This window comes from Klebsiella sp. PK18 (genome assembly GCF_057784655.1).
Genome location: NZ_CM173493.1, coordinates 3610476 through 3631734, shown reverse-complemented (window position 1 = coordinate 3631734; position 21259 = coordinate 3610476). Strand labels below are relative to the sequence as shown.

The 21259-nt window shown below is 57.4% G+C and carries 14 protein-coding genes; 8 read left to right on the top strand and 6 right to left on the bottom strand.

Annotated features, from left to right (window positions below):
- Positions 1-3 precede the first annotated feature (3 nt).
- The 7 genes from cmoM to AC3EMD_RS17770 all read left to right on the top strand — a co-directional run bounded on the left by cmoM (position 4) and on the right by AC3EMD_RS17770 (position 10763).
- Positions 4-804, top strand: coding sequence for a tRNA uridine 5-oxyacetic acid(34) methyltransferase CmoM (gene cmoM / locus AC3EMD_RS17800; RefSeq protein ID WP_016160569.1), 801 nt, complete (start codon positions 4-6; stop codon positions 802-804).
- Positions 801-2123, top strand: coding sequence for a chromosome partition protein MukF (gene mukF / locus AC3EMD_RS17795; RefSeq protein WP_008805866.1), 1323 nt, complete (start codon positions 801-803; stop codon positions 2121-2123). The genes cmoM and mukF overlap by 4 nt, the downstream gene beginning before the upstream one ends.
- Entirely contained in the window at positions 2104-2808 is a 705-nt protein-coding gene (mukE, locus tag AC3EMD_RS17790; RefSeq protein WP_004150840.1) for a chromosome partition protein MukE, read from the top strand. Before mukF ends, mukE begins: the two co-directional genes overlap by 20 nt.
- Entirely contained in the window at positions 2808-7256 is a 4449-nt protein-coding gene (gene mukB / locus AC3EMD_RS17785) for a chromosome partition protein MukB (protein WP_023339852.1), read from the top strand. The genes mukE and mukB overlap by 1 nt, the downstream gene beginning before the upstream one ends.
- A gap of 200 nt (positions 7257-7456) precedes the next feature.
- Positions 7457-9247, top strand: a complete 1791-nt coding sequence (gene ldtD, locus AC3EMD_RS17780; protein WP_012542312.1) for a L,D-transpeptidase — start codon at positions 7457-7459, stop codon at positions 9245-9247.
- Positions 9248-9550: 303 nt separating this feature from the next.
- Entirely contained in the window at positions 9551-10102 is a 552-nt protein-coding gene (mepK, locus tag AC3EMD_RS17775) for a peptidoglycan L,D-endopeptidase MepK (RefSeq protein ID WP_032739959.1), read from the top strand.
- Between the two features lie 13 nt (positions 10103-10115).
- Entirely contained in the window at positions 10116-10763 is a 648-nt protein-coding gene (locus tag AC3EMD_RS17770; protein ID WP_008805870.1) for an MBL fold metallo-hydrolase, read from the top strand.
- A gap of 76 nt (positions 10764-10839) precedes the next feature.
- Here the strand turns inward: AC3EMD_RS17770 and AC3EMD_RS17765 are convergent, their stop codons facing one another.
- From AC3EMD_RS17765 to pncB, 4 genes are all read right to left on the bottom strand, one after another.
- The gene (locus AC3EMD_RS17765) at positions 10840-12030 is read right to left on the bottom strand and encodes an amino acid aminotransferase (RefSeq protein ID WP_008805871.1); all 1191 of its coding nucleotides are present in this window, start codon (positions 12028-12030) and stop codon (positions 10840-10842) included.
- Between the two features lie 187 nt (positions 12031-12217).
- Positions 12218-13297 (bottom strand): porin OmpK35, encoded by a 1080-nt coding sequence (gene ompK35, locus AC3EMD_RS17760; RefSeq protein WP_008805872.1) that lies wholly within the window; start codon positions 13295-13297, stop codon positions 12218-12220.
- Positions 13298-13888: 591 nt separating this feature from the next.
- Positions 13889-15289 carry an asparagine--tRNA ligase gene (gene asnS, locus AC3EMD_RS17755; protein ID WP_039103039.1) on the bottom strand — a complete coding sequence of 467 codons (1401 nt, stop codon included), beginning with the start codon at positions 15287-15289 and terminating at the stop codon, positions 13889-13891.
- Between the two features lie 165 nt (positions 15290-15454).
- Complete coding sequence (pncB, locus tag AC3EMD_RS17750; protein WP_039103042.1) at positions 15455-16657, bottom strand: nicotinate phosphoribosyltransferase; 1203 nt, start codon at positions 16655-16657, stop codon at positions 15455-15457.
- 325 nt (positions 16658-16982) lie between these two features.
- Between pncB and pepN the strand changes: the two genes are divergently transcribed.
- Positions 16983-19598, top strand: a complete 2616-nt coding sequence (pepN, locus tag AC3EMD_RS17745) for an aminopeptidase N (protein WP_008805875.1) — start codon at positions 16983-16985, stop codon at positions 19596-19598.
- A gap of 97 nt (positions 19599-19695) precedes the next feature.
- Here pepN and ssuB read toward each other — a convergent pair whose 3' ends face one another.
- Together ssuB and ssuC are read right to left on the bottom strand one after the other, a co-directional pair.
- Positions 19696-20469 (bottom strand): aliphatic sulfonates ABC transporter ATP-binding protein, encoded by a 774-nt coding sequence (ssuB, locus tag AC3EMD_RS17740; protein WP_016160579.1) that lies wholly within the window; start codon positions 20467-20469, stop codon positions 19696-19698.
- The gene (gene ssuC / locus AC3EMD_RS17735) at positions 20466-21257 is read right to left on the bottom strand and encodes an aliphatic sulfonate ABC transporter permease SsuC (RefSeq protein WP_008805877.1); all 792 of its coding nucleotides are present in this window, start codon (positions 21255-21257) and stop codon (positions 20466-20468) included. Before ssuC ends, ssuB begins: the two co-directional genes overlap by 4 nt.
- Positions 21258-21259 lie beyond the last annotated feature (2 nt).

Sequence of the window (21259 nt, the reverse complement as noted above, 5' to 3'; positions counted from 1 at the left end):
CCCGTGCAGGATCGCAATTTCGATGACATTGCTGAAAAGTTTTCGCGCAATATTTACGGCACCACAAAAGGTCAGCTGCGCCAGGCGATCCTCTGGCAGGATCTGGAACCGCTGCTGGCGCAGCTGGGGCCGGGACCGCTGAGGGTGCTGGATGCCGGCGGCGGCGAAGGGCAAACGGCCATTAAAGTGGCGCAACTGGGCCATCACGTGACGCTGTGCGATCTCTCCGCTGAAATGGTGGCGCGCGCCCGCCAGGCGGCCGTCGATAAAGGTGTGATCGACAACATGCATTTTGTACAATGCGCGGCTCAGGATATTGCGCAGCATTTGGAAAGCCCGGTTGATCTGGTACTGTTTCATGCGGTGCTGGAGTGGGTGGCGGAGCCCCAGGAGGTGCTGCGTACGCTGTGGTCGACACTGCGTCCTGGCGGTGGGCTGTCGTTGATGTTCTACAATGCTAACGGCCTGCTGATGCACAATATGGTGGCCGGTAATTTCGATTACGTACAATTGGGCATGCCAAAAAAGAAAAAACGCACGCTGTCGCCGGATTATCCGCGTGAGCCGCAGCAGGTTTATCACTGGCTGGAAGAGATTGGCTGGCAGATTGTCAGCAAAACCGGCGTGCGGGTGTTTCATGATTATCTGCGTGAAAAACGCCAACAGCATGACAGCTATGCGGCGCTGCTGGAGCTGGAAACGCGCTACTGTCGTCAGGAGCCGTATCTCAGCCTGGGCCGTTATATTCATGTCACCGCGCTTAAGAGCCAGGCTCATAGCCGCAGATGCAAGGATAAAGTATGAGTGAATTTTCCCAGACAGTCCCCGAACTGGTTGCCTGGGCCAGGAAAAATGATTTTTCTATCTCGCTGCCGGTCGACAGACTCTCTTTTCTGCTGGCGGTCGCCACGCTGAACGGCGAACGGCTGGAAGGGGAAATGAGCGAGGGAGAACTGGTGGATGCGTTCCGCCACGTCAGTGATGCGTTTGAGCAGACCAGCGAAACCATCAGCCAGCGCGCCAATAATGCGATCAACGATTTGGTGCGCCAGCGTCTGCTGAACCGCTTTACCAGCGAAATTACCGAAGGCAATGCGATCTATCGCCTGACGCCGTTGGGGATCGGGATCACCGATTACTATATCCGTCAGCGTGAATTCTCGACGCTGCGTCTCTCGATGCAGCTGTCGATCGTCGCTGGCGAGCTGAAGCGTGCGGCGGATGCGGCAGAAGAGGGCGGGGATGAGTTCCACTGGCATCGCAATGTTTTCGCTCCGCTGAAATATTCCGTGGCGGAAATTTTCGACAGCATCGACCTGACGCAGCGCATTATGGATGAGCAGCAGCAGCTGGTGAAAGACGATATCGCACAGTTGTTAAATAAAGACTGGCGCGCGGCGATTTCCAGCTGTGAACTGCTGCTGTCGGAAACCTCTGGCACCCTGCGCGAACTGCAGGATACGCTGGATGCGGCGGGGGATAAACTGCAGGCGAATCTGCTGCGCATTCAGGATTCGACCATGGCGCGCGACGATTTGCATTTTGTCGACCGGCTGGTATTCGACCTGCAAAGCAAACTCGACCGCATCGTCAGCTGGGGTCAGCAGGCGATTGACCTGTGGATCGGCTACGACCGCCATGTGCATAAGTTTATCCGTACCGCTATCGATATGGATAAGAACCGCGTCTTCGCCCAGCGTCTGCGCCAGTCGGTACAGACCTATTTTGATGAACCGTGGGCGCTGACTTACGCCAACGCCGACCGTCTGCTGGATATGCGCGATGAAGAGATGGCGTTGCGCGATGAAGAGGTCACCGGCGAACTGCCGGCGGATCTCGAATTTGAAGAGTTTAACGAAATTCGCGAGCAGCTGGCGGCGCTGATCGAAGCGCAGCTGGCGGTCTATAAAGAGAAGGGAATACCGCTGGACCTCGGCCTGGTGGCGCGGGAGTTCCTGGCGCAGTATCCGCGCGGACGTCACTTCGACGTGGCGCGGATCGTCGTGGATCAGGCGGTACAGCTGGGCGTCGCCCAGGCAGATTTCACCGGACTGCCGGCAAAATGGCAGCCGATTAATGATTACGGAGCCAAGGTACAGGCGCATGTCATTGACAAATATTGAACAAGTGATGCCGGTTAAGCTGGCGCAGGCGTTGGCCAATCCGTTATTTCCGGCGCTGGACAGCGCCCTGCGCGCGGGCCGTCATATCGGTCTCGACGAGCTGGATAATCACGCATTTTTGATGGATTTCCAGGATTACCTGGAAGAATTTTACGCTCGCTATAACGTCGAGTTGATCCGCGCACCGGAAGGGTTCTTCTATCTGCGCCCGCGCTCCACCACGCTGATTTCGCGCTCGGTGCTGTCGGAGCTGGATATGATGGTGGGCAAAATTCTTTGCTATCTCTATCTCAGCCCGGAGCGCCTGGCAAACGAAGGGATTTTCACCCAGCAGGAGCTCTATGACGAACTGCTGACCCTGGCGGATGAATCCAGGCTGCTGAAGCTGGTGAACAATCGTTCCACCGGTTCGGATCTGGACCGCCAGAAGCTGCAGGAAAAAATGCGCGCGTCGCTTAACCGCCTGCGCCGCCTGGGGATGGTGTGGTTTATGGGCCATGACAGTAGCAAGTTTCGCATTACCGAATCGGTATTCCGCTTTGGCGCCGATGTGCGCGCCGGCGACGACCCGCGCGAGGCGCAGCGCCGCCTGATCCGCGACGGGGAAGCGATGGCTCTGGAAAATCACCTGCAGCTCAATGATGAGAATGAAGAAAACCAGCCGGATAGCGGGGAGGAAGAGTAATGATTGAACGCGGTAAGTTTCGCTCGCTAACGCTGGTGAACTGGAACGGTTTCTTTGCCCGGACCTTTGATCTTGATGAACTGGTGACCACCCTCTCCGGGGGGAACGGCGCGGGTAAGTCCACGACCATGGCGGCTTTCGTCACGGCGCTGATCCCGGATTTAACCCTGCTGCACTTCCGTAACACCACTGAAGCGGGGGCCACCAGCGGCTCACGCGATAAAGGCCTGCATGGTAAGCTGCGCGCCGGGGTGTGTTACTCGGTGCTTGATGTGATCAACTCCCGCCACCAGCGCGTGGTGGTCGGCGTGCGCCTGCAGCAGGTCGCCGGACGCGATCGTAAAGTCGATATTAAGCCGTTCGCCATTCAGGGGCTGCCGACCTCTATCCTGCCGACCCAGCTGTTGACCGAAACGCTGAACGATCGTCAGGCGCGCGTGGTCAGTCTCAATGAGCTGAAAGACAAACTCGAGGCGATGGAAGGCGTCCAGTTTAAACAGTTCAACTCGATCACCGAATATCACTCGCTAATGTTCGATCTGGGCGTGGTGGCGCGTCGTCTGCGTTCCGCCTCCGATCGTAGCAAATACTACCGCCTGATTGAGGCCTCGCTGTACGGCGGGATCTCCAGCACCATTACCCGCTCGCTGCGCGACTACCTGCTGCCGGAAAACAGCGGCGTGCGTAAAGCGTTCCAGGATATGGAAGCGGCGCTGCGGGAAAACCGCATGACGCTGGAAGCCATTCGCGTAACCCAGTCTGACCGCGATCTGTTTAAACACCTGATCAGCGAAGCCACCAACTACGTGGCGGCGGACTATATGCGTCACGCCAACGAGCGGCGCATTCACCTGGATAAGGCGCTGGAGTATCGTCGCGATCTCTTTACCTCGCGTTCGCAGTTGGCGGCCGAGCAGTATAAGCACGTCGAGATGGCGCGCGAGCTGCAGGAGCACAACGGCGCGGAGGGCGATCTGGAAGCCGATTACCAGGCCGCCAGCGATCACCTGAACCTGGTGCAGACCGCCCTGCGTCAGCAGGAAAAAATTGAGCGCTACGAAGCGGATCTCGACGAGCTGCAGATCCGTCTGGAAGAGCAGAATGAAGTGGTGGCGGAAGCCGCCGACCAGCAGGAAGAGAACGAAGCCCGCGCCGAAGCCGCCGAACTGGAAGTGGATGAGCTGAAAAACCAGCTCGCCGACTATCAGCAGGCGCTCGACGTCCAGCAGACCCGCGCCATTCAGTATAACCAGGCGCTGCAGGCGCTGGAGCGCGCGAAGGCGCTGTGCCATCTGCCGGATCTGACGCCTGAGAGCGCCGACGAGTGGCTGGAAACCTTCCAGGCGAAAGAGCAGGAAGCGACGGAGAAAATGCTGTCGCTGGAACAGAAAATGAGCGTGGCGCAAACCGCGCACAGCCAGTTCGAACAGGCGTACCAGCTGGTGGCGGCGATTAACGGCCCGCTGGCGCGTAATGAAGCCTGGGACGTGGCGCGCGAATTGCTGCGCGACGGCGTTAACCAGCGCCATCAGGCCGAGCAGGCGCAGGGGCTGCGCAGCCGTCTCAACGAGCTGGAACAGCGTCTGCGCGAGCAGCAGGACGCCGAGCGTCAGCTGGCTGAGTTCTGCAAACGCCAGGGCAAACGCTACGATATCGACGATCTGGAAACGCTGCATCAGGAGCTGGAAGCGCGCATCGCGTCGCTGGCCGACAGCGTCTCTAACGCTCAGGAACAGCGCATGACCTTGCGTCAGGAGCTGGAGCAACTGCAGTCGCGCACCCAGACGCTGATGCGCCGGGCGCCGATCTGGCTGGCGGCGCAAAACAGCCTCAACCAGCTGTGCGAGCAGAGCGGCGAACAGTTTGAGTCCGGCCAGGAGGTCACCGAATACCTGCAGCAGCTGCTGGAGCGCGAGCGCGAGGCTATCGTTGAACGTGACGAGGTCGGCGCCCGCAAGCGTGCCATCGACGAAGAGATCGAGCGACTCAGTCAGCCGGGCGGCTCTGAAGACCCGCGTCTGAACGCGCTGGCGGAGCGCTTTGGCGGCGTCCTGTTGTCGGAAATTTATGACGACGTTAGCCTCGAAGATGCGCCGTACTTCTCCGCGCTGTATGGCCCATCGCGCCATGCGATCGTGGTGCCGGATCTGTCGCAGGTGGCGGAGCAGCTCGAAGGGCTGGAAGATTGTCCGGAAGACCTGTATCTGATCGAAGGCGATCCGCAGTCCTTCGACGACAGCGTGTTCAGCGTTGACGAGCTGGAAAAAGCGGTGGTGGTGAAGATTGCCGACCGCCAGTGGCGTTATTCACGTTTCCCAACGCTGCCGCTGTTTGGTCGCGCGGCGCGCGAAAATCGCATCGAAACACTGCATGCTGAGCGTGAGAGTCTCTCCGAGCGTTTCGCGACCCTGTCGTTCGACGTGCAGAAAACCCAGCGTCTTCACCAGGCTTTCAGCCGCTTCATTGGCAGCCATCTGGCGGTGGCTTTCGAGGACGATCCGGAAGAAGAGATCCGCAAGCTTAACAGCCGCCGCGGCGAGCTGGAGCGTGCGCTGAACGCCCATGAGAGCGATAACCAACAGAACCGCGTGCAGTATGAGCAGGCGAAAGAGGGCGTGTCGGCGCTCAACCGCCTGCTGCCGCGCCTGAACCTGCTGGCGGATGATACGCTGGCTGACCGCGTGGACGAGATCCAGGAACGTCTGGACGAAGCGCAGGAGGCAGTGCGCTTTATTCAGCAGCATGGCAATCAGCTGGCGAAGCTGGAGCCGATCGTCTCGGTATTGCAGAGCGATCCGGAGCAGTTTGAGCAGCTGAAAGAAGATTACGCCTATGCGCAGCAAACCCAGCGCGATGCGCGTCAGCAGGCCTTTGCGCTGGCGGAAGTCGTGCAGCGCCGGGCCCACTTCAGCTACTCCGATTCGGCGGAGATGCTCAGTGGCAACAGCGATCTCAACGAGAAGCTGCGCCAGCGTCTGCAACAAGCGGAATCTGAGCGTAGCCGCGCGCGCGAAGCGATGCGTAGCCACGTTGCGCAGTTGAACCAGTACAACCAGGTGCTGGCGTCGCTGAAGAGCTCGTATGACACCAAAAAAGAGCTGCTCAACGATCTGTATAAAGAGCTGCAGGATATCGGCGTGCGTGCCGATGCCGGGGCGGAAGAGCGCGCGCGTCAGCGTCGTGACGAGCTGCACACGCAGCTGAGCAACAACCGCTCCCGTCGCAATCAGCTGGAAAAAGCGTTGACCTTCTGCGAAGCGGAAATGGACAACCTGACCCGTAAACTGCGCAAGCTGGAACGCGATTACTGCGAAATGCGTGAGCAGGTTGTCAGCGCCAAGGCGGGCTGGTGCGCGGTGATGCGTCTGGTGAAAGACAATGGCGTCGAACGTCGTCTGCATCGCCGCGAACTGGCCTATCTCTCTGCCGACGAACTGCGTTCGATGTCGGATAAGGCGCTCGGTGCGCTGCGTCTGGCGGTCGCCGATAACGAACATCTGCGCGACGTGCTGCGTATTTCGGAAGATCCGAAACGTCCGGAGCGCAAAATCCAGTTCTTCGTCGCCGTCTATCAGCATCTGCGCGAGCGTATCCGTCAGGATATTATTCGTACCGATGACCCGGTGGAAGCGATCGAGCAGATGGAGATCGAGCTCAGTCGTCTGACCGAAGAGCTGACCAACCGCGAACAGAAGCTGGCGATCAGTTCCCGCAGCGTGGCGAACATTATTCGCAAAACCATTCAGCGTGAGCAGAACCGTATCCGGATGCTCAACCAGGGGCTGCAGAGCGTGTCGTTCGGCCAGGTCAACAGCGTGCGTCTGAACGTCAACGTGCGCGAGACCCACTCGACGCTGCTGGATGTCCTGTCTGAACAGCATGAGCAACATCAGGATCTGTTTAACAGCAATCGCCTGACCTTCTCGGAAGCGCTGGCCAAGCTGTATCAGCGCCTCAACCCGCAGATCGACATGGGGCAGCGCACGCCGCAAACCATCGGCGAAGAGCTACTCGACTACCGCAACTATCTGGAGATGGAAGTGGAAGTTAACCGCGGCTCCGACGGCTGGCTGCGCGCGGAGTCCGGCGCGCTGTCGACCGGGGAAGCGATCGGTACCGGGATGTCGATTCTGGTAATGGTGGTGCAGAGCTGGGAAGATGAGTCTCGTCGCCTGCGCGGCAAGGATATCTCGCCTTGCCGTCTGCTGTTCCTCGATGAAGCGGCGCGTCTCGACGCCCGCTCCATCGCCACGTTGTTCGAGCTGTGCGAACGTCTGGAGATGCAGCTGATTATCGCGGCGCCGGAAAATATCAGCCCGGAAAAAGGCACGACCTATAAACTGGTGCGTAAAGTGTTTAATAATCACGAACACGTACACGTTGTCGGCCTGCGCGGTTTTGCCGCACCGGTACCGGAAGCACTGCCGGGAACGGCCGACGCCTCCTGAGGCTGCGGCTAAATTCTGGCGGCTAAGCGCTGAAAAGGGCAACGTTAAGTTGCCCTTTTTGCTATCCAGCCTGGTATGTCTGGGTGGTATAATCTTTAAGCTTCTTTACATTAGGTAAGGCAAAAGCCTTTTCGTCTTTATATACTGTGATAAAGCCCACTAATTTGTGGGCGGCAATGTGTGACAACAGGGGGCAAGGGATGTTGCTAAAGAAACGGTATGGTCGTCCATTGTCAGCGCTCAGCCTGAGCCTGGCACTGGCATTTGCTCCGCTGTTCAATGTCCAGGCCGCAGAGCCTGAAGTCGTACCTGGTGATAGCTCCGCTACGCCTGGAGAGCTTTCCGTCGCGCTGACGCAAAGCGATGGGCAATCGCCGGCGGTCGCGAAGCTGGCCGGTGAGCAGCCGCTGTCGATGGAGGCGGCGGCAAACAGTCGCGCCCAGATCGAGGCGCTGTTGCCGGCAGGGTACAAACCTGTCTTTATCAATCCGCTGGTGTCGCTGTACGCCGCCAGGGATATGAAACCGATGTGGGAGAACCGCGAGGCGGTGCAGGCGTTCCAGCAGCAGCTGGCGGAGATCGCCATCGCCGGTTTTCAGCCGCAGTTTACCACCTGGGTCAGCCTGCTGACCGATCCCGCCGTCAGCGGCATGGCGCGCGATGTGGTGTTGTCGGATGCCATGATGGGCTATTTGCACTTTATCAGCGGCATCCCCACCCAGGGGACCCGCTGGCTATATAGCTCGACGCCGTACAAGATGGCGACCCCGCCGCTATCGGTGATTAACCAGTGGCAGCTGGCGCTGGACAATGGCTCCCTGCCAGCGTTTATCGCTGGCCTGGCGCCGCATCATCCGCAGTATGAGGCCATGCACCAGTCGTTGTTGGCGCTGGTGGCTGATTCTCGCCCGTGGCCGCAGATGACCGGTAGCGGCTCGCTGCGCCCCGGCGAATGGAGCAATGATATCGGTGCCCTGCGCGAGATCCTCCAGCGTACCGGGATGCTGGACAATACCGCCAATATCGTTCTGCCCGGCGATGTGGTGAGCCCGTCGGCGAAGAAAAAGAGCAAACCCGCGGCGCGCGGCGTGTACGATCGCCAGCTGGTGGAGGGGGTTAAGCGCTTTCAGGCCATGCAGGGGCTGGGTGCGGATGGCGTCATTGGCCAGTCCACCCGCGACTGGCTCAACGTCTCTTCCGCGCAGCGTGCGGGGGTGCTGGCCTTGAATATTCAGCGTTTACGCCTGCTACCGGGCAAACTGTCGACCGGCATTATGGTGAATATTCCCGCTTTCTCGCTGGTCTATTACCAGGATGGCAGCCAGGTGCTGGCCTCGCGGGTGATCGTCGGGCGTCCGGACCGCAAAACGCCAATGATGAGCAGCGCGCTGAACAACGTGGTGGTCAATCCACCGTGGAACGTGCCGCCGACGCTGGCGCGCAAAGATATCCTGCCGAAGGTGCGTAACAATCCAGGCTATCTGGAGCAGCATGGCTACACCGTGATGCGCGGCTGGAACAGTAAAGAGACCATCGATCCTTATCGGGTCGACTGGTCGACCATCACCGAGAATAATTTACCGTTCCGTTTTCAGCAGGCGCCTGGAGCGCGTAACTCACTGGGCCGCTACAAGTTTAATATGCCGAGTTCAGATGCTATTTATCTGCACGATACGCCGAACCATAATCTGTTCCAGAAAGATGTTCGCGCGCTCAGCTCCGGCTGCGTACGCGTCAATAAGGCCTCGGAGCTGGCCAATATGTTGCTGCAGGACGCGGGCTGGAACGACACGCGTATTTCCGATGCCCTGAAGCAAGGGGACACGCGCTATGTCAATATTCGGCAAAATATACCGGTGAATTTATATTACTTAACGGCTTTTGTGGACGCTGATGGACGTACACAATATCGAACAGATATTTACAATTACGATCTCACCGCGCGATCCAGTGCACAAATTCTGACGAAAGCTGAACAATTAATCAGGTAAATGAAGTAGTTCAATGAATTTTGTTGTCCTAGCACTGGGTAAAAAAGGGCGCTGCTCCTCTGCAGCGCCCGATTTTCCTGGGGTGAGGCTGCCTTGACGTTGGCAATAATGCCCGGTAAGGTGCCTTTCGTGCGCCAGAAGTGCATATACATATCATTCCGCTCAATGCGTAGCGCGGTCAGCGCGAACGCTCTCCTTTGCCGGACAGCATCACGGCTGTGGCGAGCGATGGCGAGCTGGCGGTTAGCCTCGCGCGATGCGGAAAAAGTATATAACGATTCATTGACTGTAGACCTGATTATCATGGACAAATTTGACGCTAATCGCCGCAGATTGCTGGCGTTGGGTGGTGTTGCGCTGGGTGCTGCCGCCATTCTCCCTGCGCCGGCATTTGCCACCCTCTCGACCCCCCGTCCGCGTATTTTGACGCTGAATAACCTGCATACCGGCGAATCGCTCAAGGCGGAGTTTTTCGATGGCAGAGGCTATATTCAGGATGAATTAGCAAGACTTAATCATTTTTTCCGTGATTACCGCGCGAATAAAATTAAGTCCATCGATCCAAATCTGTTCGATCATCTTTATCGGTTGCAGGGATTGCTTGGCACCAACAAACCTGTCCAGCTTATTTCTGGTTATCGTTCCCTCGATACCAATGATGAGCTTCGCGCACGAAGCCGTGGTGTGGCAAAACACAGCTATCACACCAAGGGGCAGGCAATGGATTTCCATATTGAAGGTATTTCGTTAAGCAATATTCGCAAAGCGGCGTTATCTATGCGCGCAGGTGGTGTAGGATATTACCCACGTAGTAACTTTGTGCATATTGATACCGGTCCCGTAAGGCACTGGTAACGAAAGGAGCGTCATGAACTATCGTATTATTCCGGTTACCGCGTTCGCGCAGAACTGTTCTCTCATCTGGTGCGAACAAACCCGCCTGGCGGCGCTGGTCGATCCTGGCGGCGATGCTGAACGTATCAAAGCGGTGGTGGCGGAGGCGGGCGTCACGCTGATGCAGATCCTGCTGACGCATGGCCACCTCGATCACGTCGGCGCCGCTGCGGAACTGGCGCAGCATTATGGCGTACCGGTTATTGGTCCGGAAAAAGAAGATGAGTTCTGGCTGGAAGGATTGCCGGCGCAAAGCCGGATGTTCGGCCTGGAGGATTGCCAGCCGCTGCGTCCGGATCGCTGGCTCAATGAAGGCGATGTGGTCAATGTAGGGAATGTGGCGCTGCAGGTACTGCACTGTCCGGGCCATACGCCGGGTCACGTGGTCTTCTTCGATGACGCTTCCCGATTGCTCATTTCCGGAGACGTGATTTTTAAAGGCGGGGTGGGGCGCAGCGATTTTCCACGCGGCGACCATGGACAGCTGATTGCGGCCATTAAGGATAAGCTGTTGCCGCTGGGCGATGACGTGACCTTTATTCCCGGCCATGGTCCGCTGTCGACGCTGGGTGAGGAACGCCGTAACAACCCGTTCCTGCAGGATGAGATGCCGGTCTGGTAACAGACATGACGCGAACACATAAAAAAGGCCGCATTTGCGGCCTTTTTCTTTTATCTCGCTTAGAGCACGCTGTCGCTTACAGTACTGCGACGATGGCTTCGCACAGCGGCGCCATATTGTCAGGCGTCATCCCGGCCACGTTGATACGTCCGGAAGCAACCGCATAGATGGCGAACTCTTCACGAAGGCGCAGCACCTGTTCTTTAGTCAGGCCGCTGAATGAGAACATGCCGTTCTGCTGGCTGATAAAGCTGAAGTCGCGGCTCGCGCCTTTCTCCTGCAGGGTGTTGACGAACAGCAGGCGCATACGCTGGATGCGCTGGCGCATATCGGTCAGCTCCTGCTCCCAGATCGCACGCAGCGCATCGTTGCTCAGAATGGTGGCGACCACGGAGGCGCCATGCGCAGGCGGGTTGGAGTAGTTGGCGCGGATCACCGATTTCATCTGGCTGAATGCGCGGTCAACGGTCTCCTGATCGGCGGCGACCAGCGTGCAGGCGCCGACGCGCTCATTGTACAGGCCAAAGTTTTTCGAGTAGGAGCTGGCGACCAGCAGCTCTTTGTGCAGCGCAGCAAAGGCGCGCAGACCTTCAGCATCTTCTTCCAGACCGCGGGCAAAGCCCTGGTAGGCGAAATCAAACAGCGGGAGCCAGCCTTTTTCCACTGACAGCTGAGCCAGCTGCTGCCACTGGTCGAGCGTCGGATCGATACCGGTCGGGTTGTGGCAGCAGCCGTGGAACAGCACCACGTCGCCGGCCTGGGCTTCGGTCAGGCTGGCCAGCAGACCCTCAAAGTCCAGCGCATGGTTAGCGGCGTCGTAGTAGGTATATTCGCGCACTTCCAGCCCGGCAGAGGTAAACACGCTCTTGTGGTTCGGCCAGCTTGGGTTGCTCACCCACACGCGTTTCACGTCGGTGTTTTTGGCGAGGAAGTCAGCCGCGACACGCAGAGCGCCAGTACCGCCAGGGGTCTGCGCAGTGCGGGCGCGTTTATCAGCGATAATCGCATTGCCTTTACCGAACAGCAGCTCCTGGGTGCAGCGACCAAATTCAGGAATACCATCGATGCCCAGATAGTTTTTAGTCGTTTCATTTTCCAGCAGGTACTGCTCTGCTTTCTTGACGCTGGTCAGAACGGGTGTTTTACCGGTTTCATCCTTGTAAACACCAATTCCGAGGTTAATTTTTTCAGGGCGGTCATCGGCACGAAACAGATCGGCCAGACCTAAAATCGGGTCGGCTGGGGCGGCGGTAATGTTCTCAAACATGACGAGGTTCCATTGTGATTACTGAAGGGAAATCCGCTATCAGGTTAACGGGAGAATAACGAATTGCCAACCGTTTGCGACAAAAAGCGAGAAGGTTTTCGAAAGATACGATCTTTGCCTCACGAATACAGAAAAGCAGGACCGAAGTCCTGCTTTGAAGGCATATCACGAAGGGGTGTACTGCAGATTAGAACTGGTAAACGATACCCACGGCCGCCTGGTCGTCGGTGGCTACGCCAGCCGCTTTGGTGTAATCGTTGTCGTCCAGCTGGTTGAATTTATACGCAGCGTAGACGTTCATGTTCTTGTTGAAGTAGTACCAGGTACCCACTTCGATGTATTTAACCAGATCCGCATCGCCGCCGGAGAAGCCAGCACGTGACTGCAGGTCTTTACCTTTGGTCTGCACGTAACCGATGGACGGACGCAGGCCGAAGTCGAACTGATACTGTACGACAGCTTCAAAGTTCTGGGTTTTGCCCGCGAAGTGGTTATCTTCTTCCGGAGTCATGTTGTAGGTCTGAGAGTACATGACCGCTGCATAGACGTTGTTGGCGTCATATTTTGCAGAGGTTGCCCAGGCTTCGGCTTTGTCGCCATTGCCGTCAGCTTTCTGATCGACGCTACGGTTGGAGCCGGAGTAGCCTGCAGACAGTGCGATACCGTTGTCGAACGCGTAGGTGGCTGCGGTGCTGAAGCCGTCGCCATTCTGCTTGCGAACCGCACGGTCGTGGTCGTTTTTACCCTGGTACTGCAGCGCGAAGCTCAGACCGTCAACCAGACCAAAGAAGTCAGAGTTACGGTAGGTTGCCACGCCGTTGGTACGGCCGGTCATGTAGTTGTCGGTGTAGTTCCAGCCGTCGCCGCCCCATTCAACCAGCATATCGGTTGCTGCTTCGACATCGTAGATCGCGCCGTAGTTACGGCCGTAGTCGAATGAACCGTATTCACCCGCTTTCAGACCCGCGAACGCCAGACGGGTTTTCGTCGGTTGGGAACCTTCAACGTTGGACGCATCCATGTTGTATTCCCACTGGCCGTAACCGGTCAGCTGATCGTTGATCTGAGTTTCGCCTTTCAGGCCGATACGGGCATAGGTGGTATCGTCGCTGCTGGTGTCGCCATTGGTGGTCCAGACGTGCTCGCCGACCATTTTCCCATAGAAGTCCAGTTTGTTGCCGTTTTTGTTATAGATTTCTGCAGCGTTGGCTGCACCGGCTACCAGCAGGGCAGGGATCACCACTGCCAGAATATTGCGCTTCATCATTATTTATTACCCTCATTAATATTTTTTATATGAACACGTGCCACTGCCGTCAATAAGTTCTGTCAATAAAAACTTACAGAACCATTGATGAGAGTTTGGTGTCTGAAGGCATCTTTCCATCCGCGACAACGTTTCGCTAGCCGGAAAATGCTACGAATATCTCATATGAGTAACAAAACGAAAAATCATGTAACTAAATGTGTATTTTTGGGAACTTTGTGAACTTAATCAAAATTCCGTTCCACCTGATGAGGTAAAACGTCATTGCTTATCTATCTATATGAATTATTTATGATTAATTTGGATAAGCGGCAATTCGTTCATTTTATGTGTTGAATTCGTCTTCTTTTTATTCAGCCTCTGTCTTGGCAAGACGTGCGGCGCATGGTTAAAAAATGAGCAAATTTATCAGGGGTTTTGCTCTGATATGAACATAAAGTGCGATCTGCATCACCGGTGTGCACCGAAACAGTGCGTAACATAAATGTGATTTCCAGGCCTTGATGTTTAAGTTTGTTGAATTTTGCTAACAGTAATTGACATAAAAAAAGGCCAGCTTGCGCTGGCCTTTCAGGTTTATGTCAGAAAAATTTAGAATGTCGCGTTGCGCGGGGTACGCGGGAACGGAATGACATCGCGGACGTTCTGCACGCCGGTGACGTAAGCGATCAGACGTTCGAAGCCCAGACCGAAGCCGGAGTGCGGTACGGTGCCGTAGCGGCGCAGGTCGCGATACCACCAGTAGTCTTCTTTGTTGAGCCCCATCTCTGCCATACGCGCGTCCAGCACGTCGAGACGCTCCTCACGCTGGGAACCACCGATGATCTCGCCGATGCCCGGCGCCAGCACGTCCATTGCCGCGACGGTTTTACCGTCTTCGTTAAGGCGCATGTAGAAGGCCTTAATGTCTTTCGGATAGTTTTTCACCACGACCGGCGCTTTGAAGTGTTCTTCAGCCAGATAACGCTCGTGCTCGGAGGAGAGATCCACGCCCCAGTAAACCGGGTTCTCAAACTGCTTGCCGCAGTTTTCCAGGATAGTGACGGCATCGGTGTAATCCACCTGAGCAAAATCAGCGGAGACGAAACGCTGCAGACGGTCGATAGCGTCTTTGTCTACGCGCTCGGCGAAGAACTGCATGTCATCCGCACGCTCTTCCAGTACCGCCTTGAAGACGTACTTGAGCATCGCTTCTGCCAGACCTGCAACATCATTCAGGTTGGCGAAGGCGACTTCCGGCTCCAGCATCCAGAACTCCGCCAGGTGACGGCTGGTGTTGGAGTTTTCGGCACGGAAGGTCGGGCCGAAGGTGTAAATTTTCGACAGCGCACAGGCATAGGTCTCGCCGTTCAGCTGGCCGGATACGGTCAGGAACGATTCCTTACCGAAGAAGTCTTTATCGAAGTCGACTTTGCCCTGATCGTTACGCGGCAGGTTTTCCAGATCCAGCGTCGACACGCGGAACATTTCGCCGGCGCCTTCGGTATCGGAAGCGGTGATCAGTGGGGTGGAAACCCAGAAGAAGCCCTGTTCGTCGAAGAAACGGTGCAGCGCCTGCGCCAGGGTATGACGCACGCGAGCTACCGCACCAATCAGGTTGGTGCGCGGACGCAGGTGCGCCACTTCACGCAGATACTCGATGCTGTGGCGCTTGGCCGCCATCGGGTAGGTGTCCGGGTCTTCCACCCAGCCAGTGACTTCCACGCTGGTCGCCTGGATCTCAAAGCTTTGACCCTGGCCCTGGGAAGCCACGACTTTACCGGTGACAATCACCGAGCAACCGGTGGTCAGACGCAGCACTTCCTGATTGTAATTGGGCAGAGAATTATTAATAACGGCCTGTACAGGATCAAAGCAGGAACCGTCATAGACGGCGAGGAATGAAAAGCCAGCTTTAGAATCTCGGCGGGTACGCACCCATCCGCGGACCGTGACTTCGCTGTCAACGGCAACGCGGCCCTGGAGTACGTCGGCTACAGGCACAACGCTCATAATAATCTCTCTATGTAGTCCAATAAAAAAGTCTCTTCCCCCTACAGCGGGGGGATATCTATGTTACCTGTCATCTTCCATCAGACAAGTAGATTTCGCATCATAAGCGGATAATTCGGCAATAAATAATAAAGAAAAAGGAGCCTGAAAGGCTCCTTAGGGGAATTAGCTCGCCTTTTTAATCGGCGGCAGGTCGAACGCCTCGCGCAGGGCGCGGACGAAGGCCTTATCGTGGCAGATGGTTTTCCCCGGGCTGTCGGAGAGTTTCGCCACCGGTTTGCCGTTACATTCCACCAGCTTAATCACGATATTGAGCGGTTTAACCTGCGGCAGATCGCAGGTTAAACGGGTGCCGATACCAAAGCTCAATTTCACCCGCGAGGCGAAGTGGCGATACAAATCGACCGCTTTGGCGAGATCGAGATTATCGGAGAAGACCAGCACTTTGCTCAGCGGATCGATGCCCAGCTTCTGATAATGGGCGATGGCTTTTTCACCCCATTCCACCGGGTCGCCGGAGTCATGGCGCAAACCCTGATAGCGGGTAGCGAATTCCGGACCAAAATCGCGCAGGAACGCATCCATGGTGATGCAGTCGGTCAGCGCGATGCCCAGCTGGTCGGGATACTCTTCCAGCCAGGCGGCAAGGGCCGCCCGCTGGCTGCTGGCGAGGTTCGGGCTGATCTGCTGGTGGGCCTGGAACCATTCGTGCGCCTGGGTGCCCATCGGGGTTAAATGTAAACGACGAGCCAGATCGTAATTGCTGGTGCCGACAAACCACGGCTCCTGCTGCAGACGTTGCACAATGGCCTCTTGCACTTCGCGTGAAAAACGACGGCGGGTGCCGAAGTCCATCAGGCGGAAGGCGCTCATGTCGAGGCCAGCGGTCATGCTGGCGAAGTCGCCTAGCTTATGTTCCAGCGTGTTCAGCGCCTGATCGACGCCCATCTCTGGTGAACGATAGCGATGGACCAGCTCGCTTATCACCGCCAGCAGCGGGACTTCCCACATGATGGCTTCACGCCACGGGCCGGTAAGGCGAATGTTCAGCTTGCCGTTGTCATTGCTGACCGTGACCTGGCGCGGGTCATAGCGAAAATCGCGCAGCCAGTCGAGATAATCCTGGCGGAAAAAGGGAAGGGTGGACAACCAGTGATATTCATCATCCCGCAGTCTCAGGTCGCGCATGGACTCCACCTGCTCGCGGATCGCGTCGGCATAAATGCCGAGAAGGTCGTCTCCGCGGCAGCGAAACTCCGCCGCCACATGCACATCGCCGTAGCGGTGGAAGACAGCCTGCTGCATGTGCAGCTTGTAGGCATCCGTATCAAGCAGCGAGTGCAGTACAGGAGAAGTGAATTGTGTCATGGTGCGCAGTAGCATCCTCTCACTGGAGCGTTCCATCCAAACCAACGCGAAAAAGGAGGCGGAGTATACCTTTATTACCCGGCTCTGTCCCGCGATGGCGAGCGATGGCGACGCTGACGGTCATTTGCGAGGCCTAGTTTAATATATTGAACATGGATCACACCACAAGCTTTGCGTCGGGTCGAGGGCATTTCGTGCCGCGCGTGTTAACAAAATGTAGCGGTTTTCGTGTTTCACATTGAAAAGATGAAGATTCTGCATAGCGCGATTGACACAACGGGAATAGACTGGGACGACACTTTACCCAAGATGCGAAAGGTTTTTTATGACACAACAGCCCCAAGCCAAATACCGCCACGACTATCGTGCGCCGGAGTATCTGATTAGCGATATCGATTTGACCTTTGACCTGGATGCCGCAAAAACCGTCGTTACGGCCGAGAGCAAGGTCTCCCGCCACGCGGCTGCGTCTGATGTGCCATTGCGCCTCGACGGCGAAGATCTGACCCTGATCGCGCTGCAAGTGAACGGCCAGCCGTGGAGTGACTATAAAGAAGAAAACAATCAGCTGGTGATCGGCGGTCTGCCGGAGCATTTCACCCTGACCATCGTCAATGAGATCAGCCCGGCGGCGAACACCGCGCTGGAAGGCTTGTATCAGTCAGGCGAAGCGCTGTGTACTCAGTGCGAAGCGGAAGGTTTCCGCCATATTACCTGGTACCTGGACCGCCCGGACGTGCTGGCGCGGTTTACCACCAAAATCATCGCCGACAAAGCGAAATACCCGTTCCTGCTCTCCAACGGCAACCGCATGGCGCAGGGAGAGCTGGAGAATGGCCGTCACTGGGTACAGTGGCAGGATCCGTTCCCGAAACCGTGCTACCTGTTTGCGCTGGTGGCCGGTGATTTTGACGTCCTGCGTGACACCTTTACCACTCGCTCCGGTCGTGAAGTGGCGCTGGAGCTGTACGTCGATCGCGGCAATCTCGACCGCGCGCCGTGGGCAATGACCTCGCTGAAAAATTCCATGAAATGGGATGAGGAGCGCTTTGGGCTCGAGTACGACCTCGACATCTATATGATTGTCGCCGTCGATTTCTTTAATATGGGCGCGATGGAGAACAAAGGACTCAACGTCTTTAACTCCAAATATGTCCTGGCCCGTACCGATACCGCCACCGATAAAGACTATCTTGATATCGAGCGGGTGATTGGTCATGAGTATTTCCATAACTGGACCGGCAACCGCGTCACCTGCCGCGACTGGTTCCAGCTCAGCCTGAAAGAAGGGCTGACCGTGTTCCGCGATCAGGAGTTCAGCTCCGACCTCGGCTCACGGGCGGTTAACCGCATCAACAATGTGCGCACCATGCGCGGGTTGCAGTTTGCCGAAGACGCCAGCCCGATGGCGCACCCGATCCGCCCGGATATGGTTATCGAAATGAACAACTTCTACACCCTGACGGTTTATGAAAAGGGTGCCGAAGTGATCCGCATGCTGCACACCCTGCTGGGTGAAGAAAACTTCCAGAAAGGGATGCAGCTGTACTTTGAACGCCATGACGGCAGCGCCGCCACCTGCGATGATTTCGTCCAGGCGATGGAGGATGCCTCTAACGTCGATCTGTCACACTTCCGCCGCTGGTACAGCCAGTCCGGTACGCCAATCGTCACCGTGCATGACGACTACAACCCGGAAACCGAGCAGTACACGCTGACCATCAGCCAGCGTACGCCGCCGACCGCTGAGCAGGCCGAGAAACAGCCGTTGCATATCCCGTTTGCCATTGAGCTGTACGATAACGAAGGCAAGGTGATCCCCCTGCAGAAGGGCGGCCATCCGCTGCACCCGGTGCTCAATGTAACTCAGGCCGAGCAGACTTTCGTCTTCGATAACGTCTATTTCCAGCCGGTGCCGGCGCTGCTGTGCGAATTTTCAGCACCAGTGAAACTGGAATATAAGTGGAGCGATCAGCAGCTCACCTTCCTGATGCGCCATGCGCGGAATGATTTCTCGCGCTGGGATGCGGCGCAGAGCCTGCTGGCGACCTACATCAAGCTGAACGTCAACCGTCATCAGCAGGGACAGCCGCTGTCGCTGCCGGTACACGTGGCGGACGCCTTCCGCGCCATCCTGCTGGACGAGAAGATTGACCCGGCGCTGGCCGCCGAGATCTTAACCCTGCCGTCGGCCAACGAAATCGCCGAGATGTTCGCCATTATCGATCCGATCGCCATCGCCACCGTGCGCGAAGCGCTCACCCGCACTCTGGCGAACGAACTGGCGGACGAATTCCTCGCGGTTTATCACGCCAATAAACTCGACAGCTACCGGGTGGAGCACGCCGATATTGGTAAGCGTGCTCTGCGCAATACCTGTCTGCGCTATCTGGCGTTTGCGGAGCCAACGCTGGGCGATAAGCTGGTGTCGGCGCAGTATCACCAGGCGGATAACATGACCGACGCGCTGGCCGCCCTGTCGGCAGCGGTTGCCGCCGAGCTGCCGAGCCGCGATGCGCTGATGCAGGAGTATGACGATAAATGGCATCAGGACGGTCTGGTGATGGATAAGTGGTTTATCCTGCAGTCCACCAGCCCGGCGGCCAATGTGGTGGAAACAGTGCGTGGTCTGCTGAATCACCGTTCATTCAGCATGAGCAACCCGAACCGTGTGCGTTCGTTAATCGGCGCTTTCGCCAGCAGCAACCCGGCGGCGTTCCATGCTGAAGACGGCAGCGGCTACCAGTTCCTGGTGGAGATGCTGACCGAACTTAACCAGCGCAACCCGCAGGTGGCGTCGCGTCTTATTGAGCCGTTGATTCGTCTGAAGCGTTATGATGAGAAGCGACAGGCGCTGATGCGCGCTGCGCTGGAGCAGTTGAAGGGGCTGGAGAATCTCTCCGGCGATCTGTTCGAGAAAATCAGTAAGGCGCTGGCGTAACGGTGGCAAAATCCCCGGTTGCGCTCTCGCTTACCGGGGCTACAGCGCTGTGCGATTTGGTAGCCCGGCCGAGCGAAGCGCGGGCCGGGGACGTTAGTTAGCCATGACTAAACAAACGCGGTGCGCTCTCGCTCTTGCCGCGTTTCATCACCCGATCCAGCACCTCTGCCTCCAGCTCGGCCAGCTTCGCCGACCCGGTGCGCCGCGGTCGCGGAATATCCACGTTCAAATCGAGGCCAATTTTCTTCTCTTCAATTAACAGCACCCGGTCGGCCATGGCCACCGCTTCACTGACGTCGTGCGTCACCAGCAGGACCGTAAAACCATGCTCCTGCCACAGGGAGACGATCAGCTCCTGCATCTCCAGACGGGTGAGGGCGTCCAGCGCTCCCAGCGGTTCGTCCAGCAGCAGCAGGCGCGGGCGATGGATCAGCGCGCGGGCCAGCGCAACGCGCTGCTTTTGCCCACCTGACAGCGCCGCCGGCCACTCCTGCGCACGGCTCTCGAGTCCGACGCTGGCCAATGCCTGTAGGGCGGCGTCGCGCCAGGCGCCTTTTAACCCCAGCCCGACGTTATCAATCACCGTTTTCCACGGCAGCAGGCGCGCATCCTGAAACATCATCCGGGTGTCGTCCTGGATCGCCGCCAGGGGTGTCGCGCCCGCCAGCAGCTCGCCAGCGTTCGGTTTTTCCAGACCCGCCAGCAGGCGCAGCAGGGTACTCTTGCCGCCGCCGCTGCGGCCCACCACCGCCACAAACTGGCCGCTGGGAATATGCAGATCCAGCTCGTTAAGAATAGTGTTATCGCCATAGCGTTTCGTCACCCCGTTCAGCAGCAGCGGGATACCTGGGGTCAGACGGGCAGTGTTCATGCGTTAGCCTCCTGAAGATGATACGCCGGGTTCCAGCGCAGCCAGAGCCGTTCCAGCAGCTGGGCGCAGACATCGGCCAGTTTGCCAAGGATGGCGTAAAGAATGATGGCGACCACCACCACGTCGGTTTGTAGAAATTCACGCGCATTCATCGCCAGATAACCGATACCGGCATTCGCCGAGATGGTTTCGGCGACAATAAGCGTCAGCCACATCAGGCCAAGAGCGAAACGCACGCCGACCATAATTGAGGGCAGGGCGCCGGGTAAAATCACGTGACGGAACAGCGCGAAGCCGGATAAACCATAGCTGCGCGCCATCTCTACCAGCCCACGGTCGATATTACGGATCCCATGCCAGGTGTTGATATAGATCGGGAACAGGGTGCCCAGCGACACAAGGAAGATCTTGGCGGTCTCGTCGATGCCGAACCACAGAATTACCAGCGGGATAAGCGCCAGATGCGGGACATTGCGCAGCATCTGGATCGAGGTGTCCAGCAGACGCTCGCCCCAGCGTGACAGGCCGCTGATCAGGCCGAGCACCAGCCCGATGGAGCCGCCGATGGCGAAGCCGACCAGCGCCCGCCACGAGCTGATGGCCAGATGCTGCCACAGCTCACCGCTGGCCGAGAGCGTCCAGAACGCTTTCAATACCCCCTCCGGCGAGGGAAGCACCCGCGTCGACAGCCAGCCGACGGACGAGGCCAGCTGCCAGACAATGACCGTCCCCACCGGCAGCAGCCAGGGGGCGAGGCGTAACAACAGGGGATGGGTTGATTTTGCCATCA